The sequence below is a fragment of the Bradyrhizobium sp. BR 1433 genome (assembly GCF_051547665.1).
Lineage (GTDB): Bacteria > Pseudomonadota > Alphaproteobacteria > Rhizobiales > Xanthobacteraceae > Bradyrhizobium > Bradyrhizobium australafricanum.
Map to the genome: position 1 here is coordinate 5,762,675 of NZ_JBPUGG010000001.1, position 18,918 is coordinate 5,781,592.

The window sequence follows — 18,918 nt, forward strand, 5'->3', positions numbered from 1 at the left end:
CCTGCTTTCGCAGGGACGACAGTAGAGAGTGACGAGGAAGTTGAATTTCAAAAGGAGGATCCGATGGATCTCGCTTTCACCAAGGAAGAGATAGCGTTTCGCGAGGAGGTGCGGGAGTTCTTCAAGAACAACGTGCCGCCGGAGACCCGGCGCAAGCTGCAGGAAGGCCGCCATCTGTCGAAGGACGAGATGGTCACCTGGTGGCGCATCCTCAACAAGAAGGGCTGGGGTGTCACGCACTGGCCGAAGGAATATGGCGGCACCGGCTGGAGCACCGTGCAGCACTACATCTTCAACGAGGAGCTGCAGTCCTATCCCGCGCCGCAGCCGCTCGCCTTCGGCGTCAGCATGGTCGGCCCGGTGATCTACACCTTCGGCAACGAGAAGCAGAAGAAGGAATACCTGCCGCGCATCGCCAATGTCGACGACTGGTGGTGCCAGGGCTTCTCGGAGCCGGGTTCGGGTTCGGACCTTGCGTCGCTGAAGACCAAGGCCGAGCGCCGTGGCGACAAGTGGATCATCAACGGCCAGAAGACCTGGACCACGCTCGCCCAGCACGCCGACATGATCTTCTGCCTCTGCCGCACCGATCCGGCCGCGAAAAAGCAGATGGGCATCTCCTTCATCGTGTTCAGCATGAAGTCGAAGGGCGTCACCGTGCGTCCGATCCAGACCATCGACGGCGGCCACGAGGTCAACGAGGTGTTCTTCGACGACGTCGAGGTGCCCTACGAGAACCTGATCGGCGAGGAGAACAAGGGCTGGGATTACGCCAAGTTCCTGCTCGGCAATGAGCGCACCGGCATCGCCCGGGTCGGCGTTTCGAAGGAGCGGCTGCGCCGCATCCGCGCGCTGGCCTCCAAGGTCGAGGCCGGCGGCCGTCCGGTGCTCGAGGATCCGGCGTTCCGCGAGAAGCTCACGGCCTGCGAGATCGAGCTGAAGGCGCTCGAGCTCACCCAGCTCCGCGTCGTCGCCGACGAGGGCAAGCACGGCAAGGGCAAGCCCAATCCGGCGTCCTCGGTGCTCAAGATCAAGGGCTCGGAGATCCAGCAGACCACCACCGAGCTGTTGATGGAGATCATCGGTCCGTTCGCCGCGCCCTATGACGAGCACGGCGATGCCGGCTCCAACGAGAGCATGGATTGGACCGCGCAGATCGCGCCGAGCTACTTCAACAACCGCAAGGTTTCGATCTACGGCGGCTCCAACGAGATCCAGCGCAACATCATCAGCAAGGCGGTGCTGGGGCTTTGATCCTCTCCCTCTCCCCGCTCTTCGCGGGGAGAGGGTTGGGGTGAGGGGCATCTCTCCGAGCAACGACTGCCGAGAGACCTGTACCCCCTCACCCGGATCGCTTCGCGATCCGACCTCTCCCCGCAAGCGGGGCGAGGTGAAGAGGCCCCGGCTTGAACAACGATCAGTTAGTTAAGGGAACGAACATGGATTTTGATCTGTCCGAGGAGCAGCGGCTTCTCAAGGAAAGCGTCGACGGGTTGCTGGCGGATGCCTACGACTTCGATGCGCGCAAGAAGTACATGAAGGAGAAGGGCGGCTGGAGCAAAGCGCTCTGGGGCAAGCTCGCCGAGCAGGGCCTGCTTGGTCTGCCCTTCGCGGAGACCGACGGAGGCTTCGGCGCCGGCGCGGTCGAGACCATGATCGTGATGGAAGCGCTCGGCAAGGCGCTGGTGGTCGAGCCTTATCTGGCCACCGTCGTGGTCGCCGGCGGTTTCCTGCGCCATGGCGGCTCGGCCGAGCAGAAGGCCAAGCACATTCCCGGCATCATCGACGGCAGCAAGACCTTCGGCTTCGCCCAGCTCGAGAAGAACTCGCGCTACGATCTGTTCGACGTCGTGACCACGGCGAAGAAGAAAGGCGCCGGCTGGGTGATCGACGGCGAGAAGTTCGTCGTGCTCAACGGCGAGAACGCCGACACCTTGATCGTGACCGCGCGCACCAAGGGCGGTCAGCGCGACAAGACCGGCATCGGCGTGTTCCTGGTTCCGGCGGATGCCAAGGGCGTCACCAGGAAGGGCTATCCGACCCAGGACGGCCTGCACGCGGCCGACATCACCTTCACCAATGTCGAGATCGGTGCTGACGCCGCGATCGGCGATCCCGAGAACGGCCTGCCCCTGATCGAGCGCGTCGCCGACGAAGCCCGCACCGCGCTGTGCGCGGAAGCCGTCGGCGCGATGGACGAATCGCTGAAGGAGACGGTCGAGTACATCAAGACCCGCAAGCAGTTCGGCGTTGCGATCGGCTCGTTCCAGAGCCTGCAGCACCGCGCCGCCGACATGTTCGTGGCGCTGGAGCAGGCCCGCAGCATGTCAACGTTCGCCACCATGGCGTCGGACTTTAATGATGCCAAGGAGCGTGCGTCGGCGGTTGCCGCCGCCAAGGTGCAGGTCGGCAAGTCCCTGAAGTTCGTCGGCCAGCAGTCGATCCAGCTTCACGGCGGCATCGGCATGACCATGGAAGCCAAGATCGGCCACTACTTCAAGCGGCTGACCATGATCGAGAACACCCTCGGCGACACCGACTATCACCTCCGTCGCGTCAGCGAGGGCGGCGGGCTGTTGGCGTAAGTTACGCGAGACTGCACCTGCACCAAGATCGTCATGCCCGGGCTTGTCCCGGGCATCCACGTCTTGGCGGGACAAAAGACGTGGATGGCCGGGACAAGCCCGGCCATGACGGGAACAAGAACACAAGGGAGCACGTCAATTGAAAAACACCCCGTTCGATCTCACCGGCCAGGTTGCGGTCATCACCGGCTCGAGCCGCGGCATCGGCCGCTCCTCGGCGGAGCTTCTGGCAAAACTCGGCGCCAAGGTCGTGATCTCCTCGCGCAAGGCGGATGCCTGCCAGGAAGTCGCCGACGGCATCAAGAACGCGGGCGGCGATGCGCTCGTCATCCCCTGCAACATCGCGCGCCGCAGCGAGGTCGAGGCGCTGGTCTCGGGGACGATCAAGCATTACGGCAAGATCGACATCCTGGTGTGCAACGCCGCGGTGAACCCGTATTACGGCCCGCTGCTCGACATCACCGACGAGGCGTTCGACAAGATCATGGGCTCGAACGTCAAGAGCAACATCTGGCTGTCCGCGCTGGCGATCCCGCAGATGGCCGAACGCGGCAAGGGTTCGGTCGTGATCATCTCCTCGATCGGCGGACTTCGGGGTTCTACGGTGATCGGCGCCTACGGCATCTCCAAGGCCGCCGACTTCGCACTGTGCCGCAGCCTCGCCGGCGAGTGGGGCCCGAAGGGCGTGCGCGTCAATTGCGTGGCGCCGGGCCTGGTGAAGACCGATTTCGCCCGCGCGCTGTGGGAGGACCCGGACAATCTGAAGCGCCGCACCGCATCGACGCCGCTCCGCCGCATCGGCGAGCCCGACGAGATCGCAGGCGCTGTGGCCTATCTCGCTTCCGACGCGTCGACCTTCATGACCGGCCAGACCATCGTGGTCGACGGCGGCGTCACGACGGCTGCGACTTAATCTTCAAGAGAAGCCGTCGTGGCCGGGCAAGCCCGGCCACGACGCGTTGCTTCAGACTTGCTCCAGCGCCCGCTCGAAATCCTCGATCAGGTCGTCGGGATGCTCGAGCCCGGCCGAGAAGCGAATGAAACCTTCGCTGATACCAAGTTCGGCGCGGGCCTCCGGCGCCAGGCGCTGATGCGTCGTGGTCGCGGGATGCGTGACGAGGCTCTTGGCGTCGCCGAGATTGTTGGAGATGCGCGAGATCTTCAGCGCGTTGAGGCAGCGGAAGGCGCCAGCCTTGCCGTCCTTCACCTCGAAGCCGACCAGTGTCGAGCCGGCGCCCATCTGCTTCTTCACCGTCTCGGCCTGCGGATGGTCGGGGCGGCCCGGATAGACCAGCCGCGTGATCTTCGGATGCTTGGCCAGCGCCTCGGCGATCTTCGCCGCGTTCTCGGTCTGGGCACGGACGCGGACGCCGAGCGTCTCCAGCCCCTTCAGCAGCACCCAAGCGTTGAACGGCGACAGCGACGGCCCGGTCTGGCGCATGAAATTGTGGATGTGCTCGGCGATGAAGGCTTCCGACGACAGGATGACGCCGCCGAGGCAGCGGCCCTGGCCGTCGATATGCTTGGTCGCGGAATAGACCACGACGTCGGCGCCGAGCGACAGCGGGCTCTGCCAGATCGGCGTCGCGAACACATTGTCGACGATCAGCCGGGCGCCGCCGCTATGCGCGATCCTGGCGATCGCACCGATGTCGAGCACGTCGAGCGTCGGATTGGTCGGGCTCTCCAGGAAGAAGGTCTTGGTGTTCGGCCGCAACGCGCGCTGCCATTGATCGAGGTCGAGGCCGTCCACCAGCGTCGTCTCGATGCCGTAGCGCGGCAACAGGTCCTGCACCACGTAGAGGCAGGAGCCGAACAGGGCCTTCGAGGCCACCACATGATCGCCGGCCTTCAGCGGGGCGAGGATCGCGGTGGTCACCGCGGCCATGCCGGTCGCGGTCGAGCGCGCGGCTTCCGCGCCCTCGAGCTCGATCATGCGGCGCTCGAACATCGCAATGGTCGGGTTGGAATAGCGCGAATAGATGAAGCCGGGGTCCTGGCCCTTGAAGCGCGCCTCGCATTGCTCGGCGGTGTCGTAGACGTAGCCCTGGGTGAGAAACAGCCCTTCCGACGTCTCCCCGAATTGCGAGCGCAGCGTGCCGCCATGGACGAGGCGGGTTTCGGGACGAAAGCGGGCCGTGGTTTCAGATTCAGACATGTGACCTCCGAGGTGGCCATTTCCCCTGGAGAATGGCCACAAAAAACCGGCCTAGAGCAACCTCCACAAGCCGGGATCACACTGTCCCCGGCCTGTTTAGCGACTTATTTAACGTGGCTGCAAGCCGGCCGGCTCAAATCACCACGGGATAAGTGCAGCTGATATTCCCTCGCGCCCTTTCCGTCAAGACGGTCATCGGATAACCCGTAAAAGCCCATATTTTGGGGCTTGATGGCCGCCTGGAGTATGATTTTTGGGCCATCTCGAGGGATCGCCGAGGGACCGCATCGTGTCGTTCACGCTGGAAGATGAATCCAACGGAATCCTGCCCGACCGCATGATCGCGGAGATGGCGGAGGCCGGCCTCATTCTGCCCGCCTATGACTTCGTCGAGAGCCAGATCCAGCCGGCCAGCCTCGATCTGCGCCTCGGTGACATTGCCTACCGGGTCCGTGCCAGCTTCCTGCCGGGACCCGATGCCACCGTCGCCGAGCGGATCGACGAGCTGAAGCTGCACGAGATCGATCTGTCCGACGGCGCGGTGCTGGAGACCAACTGCGTCTACATCGTGCCGCTGTTGGAGAGCCTGGCGCTGCCGCCGGAGATCGTGGCCGCGGCCAACCCGAAGAGCTCGACCGGACGGCTCGACGTCTTCACCCGTGTGATCGCCGACGGCACCCGCCGCTTCGACATGATCGGCGCCGGCTATCACGGCCCGCTCTATGCCGAGATCAGCCCGAAGACGTTTCCCGTGCTGCTGCGCGAGGGTTCGCGGCTCAGCCAGGTCCGCTTCCGGATCGGCGAGGCCACGTTGACCGCCGACGAGCTCGATGCGCTGCATGCCGCCGAGCGGCTGGTCGATATCGACGATGCCGATCTCTCCGATGGCGTTGCGCTTTCCGTCGATCTTTCCGGCGAGAGCTCGGGCGGCTTTGTCGGGTACCGCGCCAAGCGCCACACCGGCGTGGTCGATGTCGATCGCCGCGGCGGCTATGCCGTCGACGACTTCTGGGAGCCGATCAAGGCCCGGCCGACGGCAGTCTCATTCTCGATCCCGGCGAGTTCTACATCCTGGCGTCGAAAGAGGCGGTGCAGGTGCCGCCGGACTACGCTGCGGAGATGGTGCCGTTCGATCCGCTGGTCGGCGAATTCCGCGTCCACTATGCCGGCTTCTTCGATCCTGGTTTCGGCTATGCCGGCGCCGGCGGCAAGGGCGCGCGCGCCGTGCTGGAGGTGCGCTCGCGCGAGGTGCCGTTCATCCTCGAGCATGGCCAGATCGTCGGCCGTCTCGTCTATGAGCGGATGCTGGAGCGTCCCGATGCGCTCTACGGCCAGCGCATCGGCTCGAACTATCAGGCGCAGGGCCTGAAGCTCTCCAAGCATTTTCGCGTGTAATTCCGTTTCGCGCGCGCTTAATTCCGTAGCCCGGATGAAGCGCTAGCGAAATCCGGGACGCTGCATACGCGCAATGAGCTGCCCCGGATTGCGCTTCGCTCCATCCGGGCTACGATTGCGCGCGCGAGGCTTTATCTCGCCAACAAGAACAGCGGGAGCAGACATGACCGGAGAGCAGGACGCGCGCGAAACGCAGTGGCGGAAGTGGCGCAGTGTCGCCGATCTCTATCACGCCTTCTTCACCGGCCTGATCCTCACCGTCGTCACGCGGCGCGGCACGGCTGATGCCGCCGAGTTCGTCTTCCGCGTGTTTCGCCGCCAGCAGCAGGAACGCTTTCTCCCCGGCTTGAAGAAGCTCGGCCTCGACGGCCTGCCGCCGGCGGTCGCGGCCGCGCAATATCATTACCTCTCCAACTGGATCGGCGGCGTGCATGTCGAATACATGTATGAGACCGACCGCAAGGCCTGGATCCGCTATCCGCCGCCGCGCTGGATCTGGAAGGGCACGGCGATCTGCGGCGTGCCCGGCGAGGTCTCGCGCGCGATGCTGCGCGGCTGGCACGCCAACAACGGTGTCGCGCTCGGGGACTTGCGGCTCGGCTTCGTCTGCACCAAGCAGAGTGTCGACGGCCAGGACGGCCTCGAAGGCTATTACTGCGAGTACGATCATCCGCTCGAGCTCGACCAGCGCCTGGTGTTCGCGCGCCATCTCGAGGCGCCGCCATTCGATCCGAACACCGCGCCGGCGCTGCCGGTCGACAGCTGGCCGAAGCCGCGGCTGGAAAAGGCCTATCGCAACTACGCGATGGAATATGTGAAGACGGCCGCGCCGGTCATCGTGCAGGTGTTCGGCCCGGAGGATGCGAGCTACCTGCTGCATCTCACCGGCAAGCTGATCGGCATGCAGTATTACGACGAGGTCGCGCAGGCGCTCGGCGGCCGCCGTGGCCGTGCCACGGAATTTGCCGCATTCCTGCGCACTCTCTTCGAGTCGCAGGACGATATCGCTGACGTCAGCGAATCCGAGGGCCAGTTCGAATTCCGCCAGCAGGGCTGGAAGCTGATGGCCGATGTCGCCGACTATCATCCGGCCTGCGCCAGCGTGCTGACCGGCCTGTTCGAGGGGCTGGCCGCCGGCTGCGGGCGGCATATTCCGGTGCATCTGAAGCCGAACAGCACCGCCGGCGCGCCGTTCGTCTGGTCGATCGGCTAGCGCCAAGGTTCATCCGGGTTCACCTGCAATCGCGCAGGCCCCCCTTGCGCCCCGCGCACGTGGAATCCGCTGCTGCCATGGTAGGGAAACACCATGGCGCGGCTCCCCAGATCGCGCGTGGGAGTAGAAATGTCCGATCTCGGCCTCGCCGAAATACCTGTCGACGAACAAGAGCGGCCGCTGCCGCCGCCGGTGACCAAGCCAGCGCGCAATGCGCTGCTCGACGGGCCGATCCTGCGCACGCTTCTGTGGCTCGCCTGGCCGAACGTGATCGCGCTCTCGGCCGGCACCTGCGTGGTGATCGCGGAGACCTCCTATATCGGCCGGCTCGGCGTCGAGTCGCTCGCGGCGATGGCGTTGGTGTTTCCCTGCGTGATCCTGACCATGACGATGTCCGGCGGCGCGATGGGCGGCGGCGTCGCATCCGCGATCGCGCGTGCGCTCGGCGCCGGCGAGATCGAGCGCGCCTCGACGCTGGCGATGCATGCGCTGCTGATCGGCCTGACCTTTGGTTTGACGTTCATGCTGGGCATGCTGATCTTCGGCCCGCGCCTGCTCGAACTGCTCGGCGGCCGGGGCAATGTGCTGGCGCAGGCGATCGCCTATTCGCAGGTGTTCTTCGGCGGCGCGATCCTGCCCTGGCTGATGAACACCATGGCCGGCATCCTGCGCGGCACCGGCAACATGAAGCTCCCGTCGACCATGATCCTGTCCTCGGCGGTGTGGCAGATCATTCTCGGCGGCACGCTCGGGCTCGGCCTCGGGCCGGTGCCGCAATTCGGCATGCGCGGCGTCGCCGCGGGGTCGCTGATCGCCTATTCGATCAGCATCAGCGTGATGGGCTGGTATCTGTTCTCGGGCCGCGCCCGCGTGAAGCCGAAACTCAAGGGGCTGCGCGTGCAGTGGGCGATGTTCATCGACATCCTCAAGGTCGGCGCAGTGTCCTGCTTCTCGCCGCTGCAATCGGTTCTGACGATCTCGATCTTCACCCACATGCTGGCGCAGTTCGGCACCGCGGTGCTCGCCGGCTACGGCATCGGCGCGCGGCTCGAATTCATGCTGACCTCGGTCGCCTTCGCGGTCGGCATCGCCTCGGTGCCGATGATCGGCATGGCGGTCGGCGCCGAGCGCGTCGCGCGGGCCCGGCGCATCGCCTGGACCGCGGGCACGGTGTCGTTCCTTGCGGTCGGCGTGGTCGGCAGCTTCATCGCCGTTTTCCCCGACCTCTGGGTCAATCTGTTCACCAACGATCCACACGTGCGGGCGACCAGCCATCAATATCTCTCGACCGCCGCGCCGATGTACGCGTTCATCGGCCTTGCGATGTCGATGTATTTCTCCTCGCAGGGTGCCGCGAAGGTGCTGGGTCCGGTGCTGGCGCAGACCGCGCGGCTGATCTTCATCGGCGCCGGCGGCTGGTGGCTGTCGACGCACGAGGCGAGCGCGCAGAACTTCTTCGCACTCGCCGCCGCCTCGATGGGCGTGCTCGGCGTGCTGTCCTGCCTCAGCGTGATCCTGACGCGCTGGAGCAAGTCGGCACCGGTCGCCGAGGCGCAGCCGGCGCTGTCGTAGATATTAAACCCGTCATCCTGAGGAGCCGCGAAGCGGCGTCTCGAAGGATCGACGGCCCAGGTGTTTCGGCGTGCGCTCGTAGAAACAGCGGGGCTGTCGCCCTTCGAGACGGTCGCTTCGCGACCTCCTCAGGGTGACGGTCATAGTTCGAAATGCGCGGCCAGTCGCATGACCTAGCGGATCACGCCGCGCTCTTCTCCCTGGCCGATTTGGCCATCGCGGCTTGCATCGCCGCCGCGCCGAGATCCATCTGCGCGTCCATGTATGGCGCGACCTCGTGCGGCAGCACGTCGGCGATCCACACCACGCGGCAGCGCGTGTCGCCCTCGGCGAACACCTGCACCGAGGCGGAATGCTGCTTCAACCGCTCGCTGCTGATCGCATAGACCAGCCGCTTTCGCTGGTCGTCGCAATCGACCAGCGTCTCGCGCGCCACGGTGCCGTTGGAGAAGCTGACGGTGCGGACGTCGCCGTCCAGTTGCGTGTCAGTCACGAAGCCCGGCACCAGCCGCGTATGCAGTGCGCCGAAATCGCGCAACGCGTCCCAGACATGATCTGCCGGCGCGTCGATCGGGATATCCTTGTGAATGGAAGCCATCGTTCAATCCTCGTTGGTTTCAGATGTGTCGTCATTGCGAGGAGCGAAGCGACGAAGCAATCCACACCGCAGCAGGCGGAAAGATGGATTGCTTCGCTCCGCTCGCAATGACGGCGGAGCTGTGGTGTGCTAGGTTGACACCGCCTCGACATTGTTGCCGTCGGGGTCGAGCAGGAACGCCGCGTAATAGGTCGGGCTGTAATCCTTGCGATGGCCCGCCGCGCCGTTGTCCCTGCCGCCGGCTTTCAGGCCTTCGGTATGGAATGTCTTGATCGCGTCGTGGCTCGGGGCACGGAACGCAACGTGCGCGCCGCCCTGGGTCTTGCCCTTGTGCAGATGCAGCCAGAGCGCGGGCTCGCCCTTCGGGCCGAAGCCGGCGCCGCTGTCGTCGCGCGAGCAGAGCACGAAGCCGAGTGGCGCCAGCACCGCGGTGTAGAAGCGCACGCTGGCGTCGAGGTCGGCAACGCGCAATCCGATATGGTCGTACATGAGGAAATCTCCAGTCGCTAAGCGCATCGAAAGACGCGCGGACTGGAGTAGCCTAGCTATTGCAGCGCGAGACGTTCTTGGAAAATCTTGCGGTCGCCGCGCGAGGCCCGGCGGAACTTCAGCGGCGAGGCACCCGCAGCGCGGTGGAAGCTGCGCACGAAATTGGAGAGGTCGCCGAAGCCGACGTCATAGGCAATGTCGGTGACCGGGCTGTCGTCATCCGCGAGCCGCCGCGCCGCATGGCGCAGCCGCGAGCGCACGAGATATTGATGCGGGGTCACGCCGAGCACGGCGGAAAACAGCCGCAGGAAATGGAAGGTGCTCAAGCCGACCTGCTCCGCAGTATCGTCGAGGTCGATCTGATGGTGTGAATTGGCGTCGATCCACAGCGCGGCCTCGACGGCGCGGCGGCGATCGCGCAAGCCTGCGGTGAGAGGCTTTGCCTTTCGGTCGGACACCAGCTCGACAAGGCGGCTGGTGAGGAGGTGGCCGATCTCGTCGAGACCGACGTCGCTGTTGCCAGCTGCCGCCGTTTGCGCGAGCTCGCCGATCACCATCAGTTCCGGCAGCGGCGGCACCGACCCGACCTGCCAGACCGCCGCGCGGTCGCCGATGGTCTCGACCAGCACCGGGTCGAGGAAGAACGACAGGCATTCGTCGCCGACCACGTGGTCGTGCGTGCAGGTGTATTCGTCGCCGGGATGGCCGACCAGGATCGAGCCTGCCACCAGCTCATGGAAGCGGCCGCGGCAATGGCAGCCGAAGCTGCCGCTGCGCACATAGGACACCGAGTGGGAGGCGAACTGCTCGGCGAACGGCTTGTCGCCGGGTTCCGCCGTGCAGCGGAACTCGTTCACCGTGATGCGATCGCGCTGCAGCAGCGTGGTTCGGACCATACCCCGGATTTAAGCTTGCGGCCGGAGTCGTGCAACGGGCAGCAGCACATCAAAAAGGGTCTTGCTGGTGGTCGGCTGGGCGCCCTCGATCGAGAGCAGCCGCCGTTTCGAGATGCTGCCGCCGTTCGGCGAGATCCGGTCGGCATAATTGCCCGCCTCGAGCACGCGGTGGCAGGGCACCATGACCATGAAGGGATTGCGGCCGAGCGCCTGTGCCACCGAATAGACCGCGCCGGACGCGCGCAAGGCGCTCGCCACCTCGTCATAGGTCCGGGTTTCGCCGCGGGGAATGGTGCGGACAAACTGGTAGACGCGCGCGTTGAAGGCCGGGATGCCGCTCATGTCGAGCGCAACGCCGGCAAGGTCCCCAATGCCGCCGCGCAAGGTCGCGGCGATGCCCTCGATCGCGACAGCGACCTCCTCGGGAGGCCGCATCTCGCGCGCGTCAGGATAAAGCTTGAATAGCCGCTTGCGGGTCTCGATCTCGCGCAGCTCGGGAAGCTGCACGCCAGCCACGCCGAGCTCGCCCCACGCGATGCCGCATCGGCCGATCGCCGTGTCGAAAATGGTATACCCACGCCCCGCCATGACGCCACCAGCCCCCACGCGCGCGATCCTAACATTGTCGCCGGCGCGCGCATCCGGAATCTTGACGTTTAGCTAACCATGTCGCGGCCCCTTCTGTGTGACCCCGCCAATTTATCAGTCACGCATCTTAAAGGCTTTGCCCGCTATCTGGTCGTCAGCATGCTGCTCCACGGTACGATCGGCGGAACGATGACCAGCACCGGCGCGGATGGGGCGCGCGGCAGCACAGCCGTGGCCGGGACATCGACCGGGCGTCTTCATCCGCTGTTCGCATTGCTGTTGCTGGCATTGGTCCTGCGCCTTGCGGCCGCGCTCTGGCCCAACGTGATGTATCCGGACGAGATCTTTCAGTATCTCGAGCCGGCGTGGCGGATGCTCGGCCATGACGGCATTTTGACGTGGGAGTGGCGCGAAGGCATTCGCGGCTGGTTCCTGCCGACATTGCTGGCCGGGCCGGTCGCGGTGGGCGGCTTGATTGCGCCGGGCGGCGAGGGCGCTTTCCTGGTGCCGCGCCTGGTCGCCGCATCTGCGTCACTGTCGATCGTGGTCAGCGCCTGGTTCTTCGGTGCACGGATCTCGCGAACCCATGCCATCGTGGCGGCGTTCGCGGCTGCGGTCTGGTTCGAGTTGATCCTGCTCTCGCCGCACACATTGGGCGAGCCGTTGGCGACGGCGCTGGTCGTGCCGGCGGCGCTGCTGGTGACCGGCCGTCCGTCGCCGCGGCGTCTCGCGATCGGCGGCGCGTTGCTCGCTTTCGCCTTTGTCTGCCGCTTTCAGTACGCGCCGGCCATCGCCGTGCTTGCGCTCGGCGCCTGCTGGATGCGTTGGCGAGACCTGATTCCTATGATCGCGGGCGGTCTCGCCGCGCTTATGCTCACCGCCGCGATCGAGCTTGCGCATGGCGCCGTGCCGTTCGCCTGGCTGATCGGCAACATCAAGGAAAACCTGCTGCACGATCGCGCGACCGAGTTCGGCGTGACGCCCCCTTCGGCCTATCTCGTCAACTTCCTGATCGTGTGGTCGGCGGCGATCGTATTGCCGCTCGCCGCGATCTGGCGCGGCGCGCGCCATGCGCCGCTGTTGCTGGCCGTGGCGTTGGTCAACCTCGTCTTCCACAGCTTGATCGCCCACAAGGAATACCGCTTCGTCTTCCTGTCGGTGGCACTGTTCATCATCGTCGCGGCGCTGGGATCGGCCGATTGGGTGCAATGGCTGCGCGCAAAACCCGGGTGGCGCCGCTGGGCATTGCCGATCGTCACCGGCGGCTGGGCCTTGCTCTCGGTGACGCTCGCCGGCGCCAGCGAAGGGATGCGCGACTACTGGACGCGCGGTGTCGGCGCGGCGCGGCTCGCCGCCGAACTGCGCAGCGATCCGCAGCTGTGCGGCCTCGCACTTTACAATGTTCGTTTCCAGCTGTTGCCAGGGCGGGAGCGATTGGTCGGCCCAGTACCGCTCTATGCGCTGGAGCCCGGCGATCCGCTCGCCGAGCTGATCCTGCCGCCGCTGTTGCAGGCGACCAGGCCGGCCTTCAACCGCATCCTCGCGCGCCCCGCGGCAGCCGGTGATCTGCCGGCGGATTTTTCAAGGCAAAGCTGTGCCCGCGTCGGCATCGCCGATGCCTGCATCTATGCACGAAGCGGCACCTGCGACGCATCTGCCGCCGCGGCTTTTGTCATCAATGACGTGCTCGTGAGGATGGGCCATTAGCGGGGGCGATGCGGCGATCGGCTTCAATGCGCGCTTGATCCGCTGCCTCCGCCCGGGCTATGGTCCGGCGCGATGCACTTCTAGAACTCGGAAGCCTTCCGCAAAAGGTCGATCAGCCAACGGACGTGCGGTCTTGGGCCGAAAGCTTTGGTCGGGCGTTGGATGCTCGTTCCGCGTTGAAGTCGTCGGCCCCTCGTGCTCAGCCCGATTTCCAGTCTTCGTCCTCGATCATGTCCGCGAGGTTCTTCCACTTGACGTTCCGAGCGTCGCAAACGTCGGGAATTCTAACCTTGCCCGGCTTCTCCTCGGTCAAGACGATCATCTGAGGCTTGCCCGTCTCGGCGAGCGCGATCACGAACGGGTCGGCAGCGGAGCGGCCCTTAACAGTGTCGACAAGCCGTGGATGGTCCCTCATGATCTTGGTGACGCTGGCTTGAACGGTCTCGTCCAGTTCAACGAACAACGTCTCCTTTCGTTCTTTGCACCAAGTGAAGAGCTCGTCGTCCTTCTTCTCAAGCTCTAGATACACTTCCATCGACGCGCGCAATCGTCCTTCGTCAATGAGCCCGTCGAAGCCCTTCCAAATGAATTCGAAATTCTGCGGCCGGTACGCTCTGCGCCACGCGTGAATGAGTGCGCTGCTATCTACGCTGTAGATCGGCTTGACCGCCATTGCGAACTACCTCATCCCCACAGCTTGCTCCAGCTTGGGAATGTGCTTGACTTTCAGATTTAGAAAGCCAGACAGCGCGCTCAGTGACAGACGGTCTTGATAATAATTTCCGAGCAACATGCGCACGAGCGGACGGCCGATGGTGCTAATCGTCTCCTGCGGCATATTCCGCTTCACTTCCGTCGCAGTTTCCTTTTGGCGCTTTTTGAGCAAGGCGTACTCGGCGTTGTATTGAGCACGCTTCAATGAATAGAATTCGGGAGTTGTCCGCCCGAACGTAAGCAGACGACGCAATAGAGCTTCGCGGCTTGCACCGTACAATCTAGCGAGATCGGCAAGCTCGCCATCCTTCCACGCCACGGAGCGCGCGCCATGCGCAACAACCGTTGGCTGGGCCAGCAAATTTTCCTTCGGGATCAGCGCGGCGGCAGCGACGTGATTGCAGAAGACTTCAACCCGCTGATCCTCGGGAGGCCTCGTCACGTCGGTTTCGAGTTCAGACACGCTGCTAATGCGCACCATCAAATGTGCGAACTCGTGCAACAGGCTGAATGTTCGACGCGTCAGCGGGTCCTTCCGATTGACTGCGATGACAGGCAGCGTACCGGACGATATCGCGAAGCCCGATGCTTCCTCCGAAGCGAACGTTGTGCTTTGGAAAACTAGAACGCCGGCCTCTTCGATGCGCGTTCGCCACGCGGTGAACGCAGCGCGGCCGTCCGCGTCCTTCCACTTGGCTTGCAGGTCGTCAGTGACGCCCAACGCGATTCGAATTTTTGCGCCGACTGTTTCGGGGTCGTCAGTGATTTTTGCCGAAAGCTCGAATTGCGTCGGCTCCTCTTCGAGATCGGAAGCCAACTCCAACGCAAGCTCGCGCCGCTCATTCGAGGCGCGGATTTCCATTTGAAGGGCTGGGCTAAAATGTCGGATGCCCGTGCCGGGCAGACGGCGCAAATCGCGCATCACAGCGAAGCCCGAGGGCGCCTCCGCCAAGAAGAACGCCGCGAGCGGCCGTTTGAACAGCGCCGCGATTTTGCGCAGTTGAGGGATTGAAGGCGAATCGTCCGATCCGACATCTTCCCAAGCCAATAGCTGCTCTTCGGACACGTTCAAGCGTGCGGCGGCCTCGGCAACGGAGAAGCCGGCCGTCTCGCGTGCCCAAGTGATCAGGGCCGGATTATTTGATGCTTTCGTCCTCGGGGCCATGGCGTGTTCTTATGTATGCGCGCATCGACGCTATCACAAACCGTTTTAACAGACCGACAAGCTTCTGAGGGGCGGCCCCCGGATGGGGGTTGTCCCGCGCCTACGGCCTCGAAGCGGGACCCCGCGCAAAAGAGACGGCGTAAGATTTGATCAGGGTACGCGCGGCCATCCCGAACCACAACCAGCAACGATCGAGGCCAAATTTGAGAGGTACGAAACGCGCCGGGGTCTATTCTTGTAGGCGGTTCGCACTGCTCGCGTCAGTGTCGATTGCACGGAGCGCCGCGCGGCGCGCGTCCGAGTGGATGTGGCACTAGATGCCTTGCCGAACGCGGGCGGCGCGGTCTATAAGTCGGCGGTCGGAACGGTGCAACACAAAGCGCAACACGAACTCCGGCAAGTTCTTGCTAAGTCATTGATTTGCGGGCGTAGTTCAATGGTAGAACGGCAGCTTCCCAAGCTGCATACGAGGGTTCGATTCCCTTCGCCCGCTCCAGCCTTCAGGCAAATGTCGCGGGACAGTTTGTCGGCATGGCAATGTATTTGGCGACAGCAGGAGACGTGACGTGAGGTTGCTTGGAGCGCTGCTGCTTGCGCTGGGCGCGCTTTGGATGACGAGGCCGGCATCCGCGCAAATGTATGATCCGCGCTATCCCGTCTGCATGCATGTTTACGGTGAGTTGGTCGGCGAACGCATGGACTGCATCTTCACGTCGCTGGATCAGTGCCAGGCCAGCGCTGTGGGCATGCCGGCGACCTGTCTGGTGAACCCCTATTATGCGCCAAGGTCGGCGCGTCCTTACCGGCCTGAACGATGACCTTTCCGCCCGTTGTCGCGAGCGTCATTTGAGATCAGTGCATGGCATGGTGGTACTACGCGCTCTTCGCGATCGTTTTGCTCGGATGTTGTGCATTGGTGGTTCGCGCCCGTCGCGGCAGCAATACGCGAGAAGACGAGGAGCTGAACCGGCGGATCGACGAGCGCGTCGATCGGCTCGATCTCACCCGGCGCAATCGCGACAGGGATTCCTGACCCAGGGGATCCGCAGACGGCCTTCGCTATTATCCCGGGATATTACGGCGATCTGTTCACGCAACGTGCGCGCCTAACGCACCGTACTCGACCTGTTCTTCTCACAACGCGCAGTTATGTTTCCGTAGTTCTCCGCGTTTGAGAACGAAGTTCCACCGGAACGATGTCGCGGGTTCCGGCATTGGTCGAATAGAGCCGACCGACCTCCGGCGAGAACGGTCGGTTCAAGCCCGCGCCCGGCCGTTCCCTCTCAACAGCCCCCCTAGAAGACGGCCGGCGCGGGTCCTTGTCCCGGTCGTGCTCGATGTGACGAGGCTGCGCGCCGGGCGAGTATCGCTGACGTTGCGCGATGGATTCAGCGCCAGCCCAAAGCGGGCGCGATCTGGGTCAAGATCGTCTCGATCACATGCGCGTTGTAGTCGACGCCGAGCTGGTTGGGGACGGTCAGAAGCAGGGTATCGGCCTCCGCGATCGCCTCATCCGTCCTGAGCTGCTCGATCAGCCTGTCCGGCTCGGCGGCGTAGCCGCGGCCGAAGATCGCGCGCGTCCGCTCGTCGATGAAGCCGATCTGGTCTTCCTCCTGCCCGTTGCCGAAATAGGCGCGGTCGCGATCGTCGACCAGCGCGAAGATGCTCCGGCTCACCGAGACCCGCGGCTCGCGCGTGTGCCCGGCTTCCTTCCATGCGGCACGATAGGCCCGGATCTGGGCGGCCTGCTGGATGTGGAAAGCCTCTCCGGTCTCGTCGTTCTTCAGCGTCGAGCTCTGCAGGTTCATTCCGAGCTTCGCCGCCCACACCGCGGTGGCGTTCGAGCCGGCGCCCCACCAGATGCGCTCGCGCAGGCCTTCCGAGAGTGGTTCGAGCCGAAGCAGGCCGGGAGGATTGGGAAACATCGGCCGTGGATTGGGCTGCGCAAATCCCTGGCCGCGCAGCATGTCGAGGAAGATCTCGGCATGACGCCGGCCCATGTCGGCGTCGGTTTCGCCCTCGCCCGGCTGATAGCCGAAATAGCGCCAGCCATCGATCACCTGCTCGGGTGAGCCGCGGCTGATGCCGAGTTGCAGGCGTCCCCTCGCGATCAGGTCGGCCGCGCCGGCGTCCTCGATCATGTAGAGCGGATTTTCGTAGCGCATGTCGATCACGGCGGTGCCGATTTCGATCCGGCTGGTCCTGGCGCCGACGGCCGCCAGCAGCGGGAACGGCGAGGCCAGCTGGCGAGCGAAGTGATGGACGCGAAAATACGCACCGTCCGCGCCGAGCTCTTCGGCCGCGACCGCAAGGTCGATGGATTGCAGCAGCACATCCGCGGCCGAGCGGGCCTGCGACTGCGGCGAGGGCGTCCAGTGCCCGAACGAAAGGAATCCGATTTTCTTCATGCCGGCAATGTAGGGATGTCCGCGACGAATTGCGATCCGTGACGTGACCCGGGGATGACCGAAAGTGTTTGCCAGCCGGGAGATTTTTCTGCGGCAAATGTTGCGGGTTTTGCAGATCGGGCCGTTGCGCAAGTGCTGCATGCGTGCAGGTCTGGCCGCCTGCGCCGCGGCATGACTTGCGATCCCGGGGCGCGCCGCCTAGCTTTCCGCCACGATTTCTCCCGCCAACACCGTCCCGCAGGTCCCGATGTCGCAGCCACTTCTGTTTCAGCCGATCACGCTTCGCGGCGTGACCTCCCGAAACCGCATCCTGATCTCGCCGATGTGCCAGTATTCGGCGACCGACGGTCTCGCCAATGACTGGCATCTCGTGCATCTCGGCAAGTTCGCCCAGGGCGGCGCCGGGCTCGTGATGGTCGAGGCTGCAGCGGTTGTCGCCGAGGGCCGCATCACTCATGGCGACGTCGGCATCTGGAACGACGAGCAGATCGCGCCGCTCGAACGGATCGCCGCCTTCCTCAAGGACAATGGCGCAGTGCCCTCGATCCAGCTCGCGCATGCCGGCCGCAAGGCCAGCATGCAGCGTCCCTGGTACGGCAATGCCGCCCTCGATGAGGCCGACCGCGCTCGCGGCGATTTGCCGTGGCGGACGGTGGCGCCGAGCGCGATCCCGATGGAAGACGGCTGGTTGATGCCGCACGCGCTCGACGCTGCCGAACTCGCCGCGCTGCGCGAGCAATGGCGGCGCGCCACCTTGCGCGCGGTCGAGGCGGGCTTCGAATTCGTCGAGGTGCATTGCGCGCATGGCTATCTGCTGCATGAATTCCTCTCGCCATTGTCGAACCGCCGCACCGATGCCTATGGCGGCGACCGCGCCGGGCGGATGCGCTATCCGCTCGAGATCATCGAGACCGTGCGCGCGGCCTGGCCGGCGGAGCGGCCGCTGTCGGTGCGGATTTCCTCGGTCGACGGTATCGACGGCGGCCTGACGCTCGAGGACCAGGTCGCGTTCGCTCGCGAAGCCAGGGCGCGCGGTGCCGATTTGATCGATTGCTCGTCGGGCGGCCTGCTCGGTTCGGCGACCGCGGCGCGGATTCCGCGTGGCTACGGCTTTCAGGTGCCCTATGCCGATGAGATCCGCCGCGCCGCCGACATTGCGACCATCGCGGTCGGCCTCATCCTGCATCCGCAGCAGGCCGAAGACGTCCTGGCCAAAGGCCAGGCCGACCTGGTCGCGATCGGCCGTGAGGCGCTGTTCGATCCGAACTGGCCGCTGCATGCCGAGCTTGCGCTTGGCGGTGGAGGCGGCGAGGTGTTCGCGTCCTGGCCGAAGCAGTATGGTTGGTGGCTGGAGCGCCGCGAGCCCGGCTTGCGCCGGCTCGATGGCCCGCCGCTGCCGTTCCGCAACAGCTGACAAGAAAATCCGACAA

Annotated in this window: 17 protein-coding genes, 1 tRNA gene, 1 pseudogene and 1 riboswitch; of the genes and pseudogenes, 11 read left to right on the plus strand and 8 right to left on the minus strand. The window is 64.7% G+C overall.

The genetic code is table 11. The features are described from left to right. Window positions 1–63 precede the first annotated feature (63 nt). The 3 genes from pimC (at window position 64) to ACSKB9_RS27700 (ending at window position 3,498) form a co-directional block, all read left to right on the plus strand. Window positions 64–1,254, plus strand: a complete 1,191-nt coding sequence (gene pimC / locus ACSKB9_RS27690; protein ID WP_438077084.1) for a pimeloyl-CoA dehydrogenase large subunit — start codon at window positions 64–66, stop codon at window positions 1,252–1,254. 185 nt (window positions 1,255–1,439) lie between these two features. Next, a complete protein-coding gene (gene pimD / locus ACSKB9_RS27695; protein ID WP_438077086.1) occupies window positions 1,440–2,585 on the plus strand; it encodes a pimeloyl-CoA dehydrogenase small subunit in 1,146 nt (381 codons plus the stop codon). A 139-nt stretch (window positions 2,586–2,724) separates the two neighbouring features. Next, on the plus strand, window positions 2,725–3,498 hold the full coding sequence (locus ACSKB9_RS27700; RefSeq protein ID WP_438077088.1) for an SDR family NAD(P)-dependent oxidoreductase: 774 nt from the start codon (window positions 2,725–2,727) through the stop codon (window positions 3,496–3,498). 51 nt (window positions 3,499–3,549) lie between these two features. Here the strand turns inward: ACSKB9_RS27700 and ACSKB9_RS27705 are convergent, their stop codons facing one another. Then, window positions 3,550–4,743 carry an O-succinylhomoserine sulfhydrylase gene (locus ACSKB9_RS27705; RefSeq protein WP_438077090.1) on the minus strand — a complete coding sequence of 398 codons (1,194 nt, stop codon included), beginning with the start codon at window positions 4,741–4,743 and terminating at the stop codon, window positions 3,550–3,552. Between the two features lie 75 nt (window positions 4,744–4,818). Beyond that, window positions 4,819–4,898: riboswitch (SAM riboswitch) on the minus strand. 182 nt (window positions 4,899–5,080) lie between these two features. On the opposite strand from ACSKB9_RS27705, the pseudogene ACSKB9_RS27710 reads away from it, so the two are divergent. The 3 genes and pseudogenes from ACSKB9_RS27710 to ACSKB9_RS27720 all read left to right on the plus strand — a co-directional run bounded on the left by ACSKB9_RS27710 (window position 5,081) and on the right by ACSKB9_RS27720 (window position 8,923). Then, window positions 5,081–6,138, plus strand: a pseudogene (locus tag ACSKB9_RS27710) (2'-deoxycytidine 5'-triphosphate deaminase). A gap of 163 nt (window positions 6,139–6,301) precedes the next feature. Continuing rightward, on the plus strand, window positions 6,302–7,351 hold the full coding sequence (locus tag ACSKB9_RS27715; protein ID WP_438077092.1) for a hypothetical protein: 1,050 nt from the start codon (window positions 6,302–6,304) through the stop codon (window positions 7,349–7,351). A gap of 129 nt (window positions 7,352–7,480) precedes the next feature. After that, complete coding sequence (locus tag ACSKB9_RS27720) at window positions 7,481–8,923, plus strand: MATE family efflux transporter (RefSeq protein WP_438077093.1); 1,443 nt, start codon at window positions 7,481–7,483, stop codon at window positions 8,921–8,923. A gap of 181 nt (window positions 8,924–9,104) precedes the next feature. On the opposite strand, the gene ACSKB9_RS27725 is transcribed toward ACSKB9_RS27720, so the two are convergent. The 4 genes from ACSKB9_RS27725 to ACSKB9_RS27740 form a co-directional block, all read right to left on the minus strand. Further along, a complete protein-coding gene (locus ACSKB9_RS27725) occupies window positions 9,105–9,521 on the minus strand; it encodes an SRPBCC family protein (protein WP_076832454.1) in 417 nt (138 codons plus the stop codon). A gap of 129 nt (window positions 9,522–9,650) precedes the next feature. Beyond that, complete coding sequence (locus ACSKB9_RS27730) at window positions 9,651–10,010, minus strand: VOC family protein (protein ID WP_168857618.1); 360 nt, start codon at window positions 10,008–10,010, stop codon at window positions 9,651–9,653. 56 nt (window positions 10,011–10,066) lie between these two features. Continuing rightward, window positions 10,067–10,906, minus strand: coding sequence for a helix-turn-helix transcriptional regulator (locus ACSKB9_RS27735; protein WP_168857619.1), 840 nt, complete (start codon window positions 10,904–10,906; stop codon window positions 10,067–10,069). A gap of 9 nt (window positions 10,907–10,915) precedes the next feature. Further along, window positions 10,916–11,494 (minus strand): methylated-DNA--[protein]-cysteine S-methyltransferase, encoded by a 579-nt coding sequence (locus ACSKB9_RS27740; protein WP_253604845.1) that lies wholly within the window; start codon window positions 11,492–11,494, stop codon window positions 10,916–10,918. Between the two features lie 159 nt (window positions 11,495–11,653). Here ACSKB9_RS27740 and ACSKB9_RS27745 point away from each other — a divergent pair, with 159 nt between their 5' ends. Further along, window positions 11,654–13,201: a 4-amino-4-deoxy-L-arabinose transferase gene (locus tag ACSKB9_RS27745; protein WP_438077096.1), complete on the plus strand. Its 1,548-nt coding sequence runs from the start codon at window positions 11,654–11,656 to the stop codon at window positions 13,199–13,201. Between the two features lie 199 nt (window positions 13,202–13,400). Here ACSKB9_RS27745 and ACSKB9_RS27750 read toward each other — a convergent pair whose 3' ends face one another. Further along, on the minus strand, window positions 13,401–13,874 hold the full coding sequence (locus tag ACSKB9_RS27750; RefSeq protein ID WP_438077098.1) for a DUF4411 family protein: 474 nt from the start codon (window positions 13,872–13,874) through the stop codon (window positions 13,401–13,403). 6 nt (window positions 13,875–13,880) lie between these two features. Next, the gene (locus ACSKB9_RS27755) at window positions 13,881–15,080 is read right to left on the minus strand and encodes an ImmA/IrrE family metallo-endopeptidase (RefSeq protein ID WP_438077100.1); all 1,200 of its coding nucleotides are present in this window, start codon (window positions 15,078–15,080) and stop codon (window positions 13,881–13,883) included. A 422-nt stretch (window positions 15,081–15,502) separates the two neighbouring features. Here ACSKB9_RS27755 and ACSKB9_RS27760 point away from each other — a divergent pair. The 3 genes from ACSKB9_RS27760 (at window position 15,503) to ACSKB9_RS27770 (ending at window position 16,113) form a co-directional block, all read left to right on the plus strand. Next, window positions 15,503–15,576, plus strand: a tRNA-Gly gene (locus ACSKB9_RS27760). A gap of 70 nt (window positions 15,577–15,646) precedes the next feature. Further along, a complete protein-coding gene (locus tag ACSKB9_RS27765) occupies window positions 15,647–15,898 on the plus strand; it encodes a DUF3551 domain-containing protein (RefSeq protein ID WP_057016029.1) in 252 nt (83 codons plus the stop codon). Between the two features lie 41 nt (window positions 15,899–15,939). Beyond that, complete coding sequence (locus ACSKB9_RS27770) at window positions 15,940–16,113, plus strand: hypothetical protein (protein ID WP_168857621.1); 174 nt, start codon at window positions 15,940–15,942, stop codon at window positions 16,111–16,113. A 355-nt stretch (window positions 16,114–16,468) separates the two neighbouring features. Here the strand turns inward: ACSKB9_RS27770 and ACSKB9_RS27775 are convergent, their stop codons facing one another. After that, the gene (locus ACSKB9_RS27775) at window positions 16,469–17,488 is read right to left on the minus strand and encodes an LLM class flavin-dependent oxidoreductase (protein ID WP_438077102.1); all 1,020 of its coding nucleotides are present in this window, start codon (window positions 17,486–17,488) and stop codon (window positions 16,469–16,471) included. A 247-nt stretch (window positions 17,489–17,735) separates the two neighbouring features. Here ACSKB9_RS27775 and ACSKB9_RS27780 point away from each other — a divergent pair, with 247 nt between their 5' ends. Continuing rightward, on the plus strand, window positions 17,736–18,902 hold the full coding sequence (locus ACSKB9_RS27780) for an NADH:flavin oxidoreductase/NADH oxidase (RefSeq protein ID WP_438077104.1): 1,167 nt from the start codon (window positions 17,736–17,738) through the stop codon (window positions 18,900–18,902). Window positions 18,903–18,918 lie beyond the last annotated feature (16 nt).

Coding starts and splice junctions, on each gene's coding strand:
- pimC (WP_438077084.1), top strand. CDS start 64: ATGGATCTCGCTTTCACCAAGGAAGAGATAGCGTTTCGCGAGGAGGTG.
- pimD (WP_438077086.1), top strand. CDS start 1,440: ATGGATTTTGATCTGTCCGAGGAGCAGCGGCTTCTCAAGGAAAGCGTC.
- ACSKB9_RS27705 (WP_438077090.1), bottom strand. CDS start 4,743: ATGTCTGAATCTGAAACCACGGCCCGCTTTCGTCCCGAAACCCGCCTC.
- ACSKB9_RS27715 (WP_438077092.1), top strand. CDS start 6,302: ATGACCGGAGAGCAGGACGCGCGCGAAACGCAGTGGCGGAAGTGGCGC.
- ACSKB9_RS27720 (WP_438077093.1), top strand. CDS start 7,481: ATGTCCGATCTCGGCCTCGCCGAAATACCTGTCGACGAACAAGAGCGG.
- ACSKB9_RS27725 (WP_076832454.1), bottom strand. CDS start 9,521: ATGGCTTCCATTCACAAGGATATCCCGATCGACGCGCCGGCAGATCAT.
- ACSKB9_RS27730 (WP_168857618.1), bottom strand. CDS start 10,010: ATGTACGACCATATCGGATTGCGCGTTGCCGACCTCGACGCCAGCGTG.
- ACSKB9_RS27735 (WP_168857619.1), bottom strand. CDS start 10,906: ATGGTCCGAACCACGCTGCTGCAGCGCGATCGCATCACGGTGAACGAG.
- ACSKB9_RS27740 (WP_253604845.1), bottom strand. CDS start 11,494: ATGGCGGGGCGTGGGTATACCATTTTCGACACGGCGATCGGCCGATGC.
- ACSKB9_RS27745 (WP_438077096.1), top strand. CDS start 11,654: ATGCTGCTCCACGGTACGATCGGCGGAACGATGACCAGCACCGGCGCG.
- ACSKB9_RS27750 (WP_438077098.1), bottom strand. CDS start 13,874: ATGGCGGTCAAGCCGATCTACAGCGTAGATAGCAGCGCACTCATTCAC.
- ACSKB9_RS27755 (WP_438077100.1), bottom strand. CDS start 15,080: ATGGCCCCGAGGACGAAAGCATCAAATAATCCGGCCCTGATCACTTGG.
- ACSKB9_RS27770 (WP_168857621.1), top strand. CDS start 15,940: ATGGCATGGTGGTACTACGCGCTCTTCGCGATCGTTTTGCTCGGATGT.
- ACSKB9_RS27775 (WP_438077102.1), bottom strand. CDS start 17,488: ATGAAGAAAATCGGATTCCTTTCGTTCGGGCACTGGACGCCCTCGCCG.
- ACSKB9_RS27780 (WP_438077104.1), top strand. CDS start 17,736: ATGTCGCAGCCACTTCTGTTTCAGCCGATCACGCTTCGCGGCGTGACC.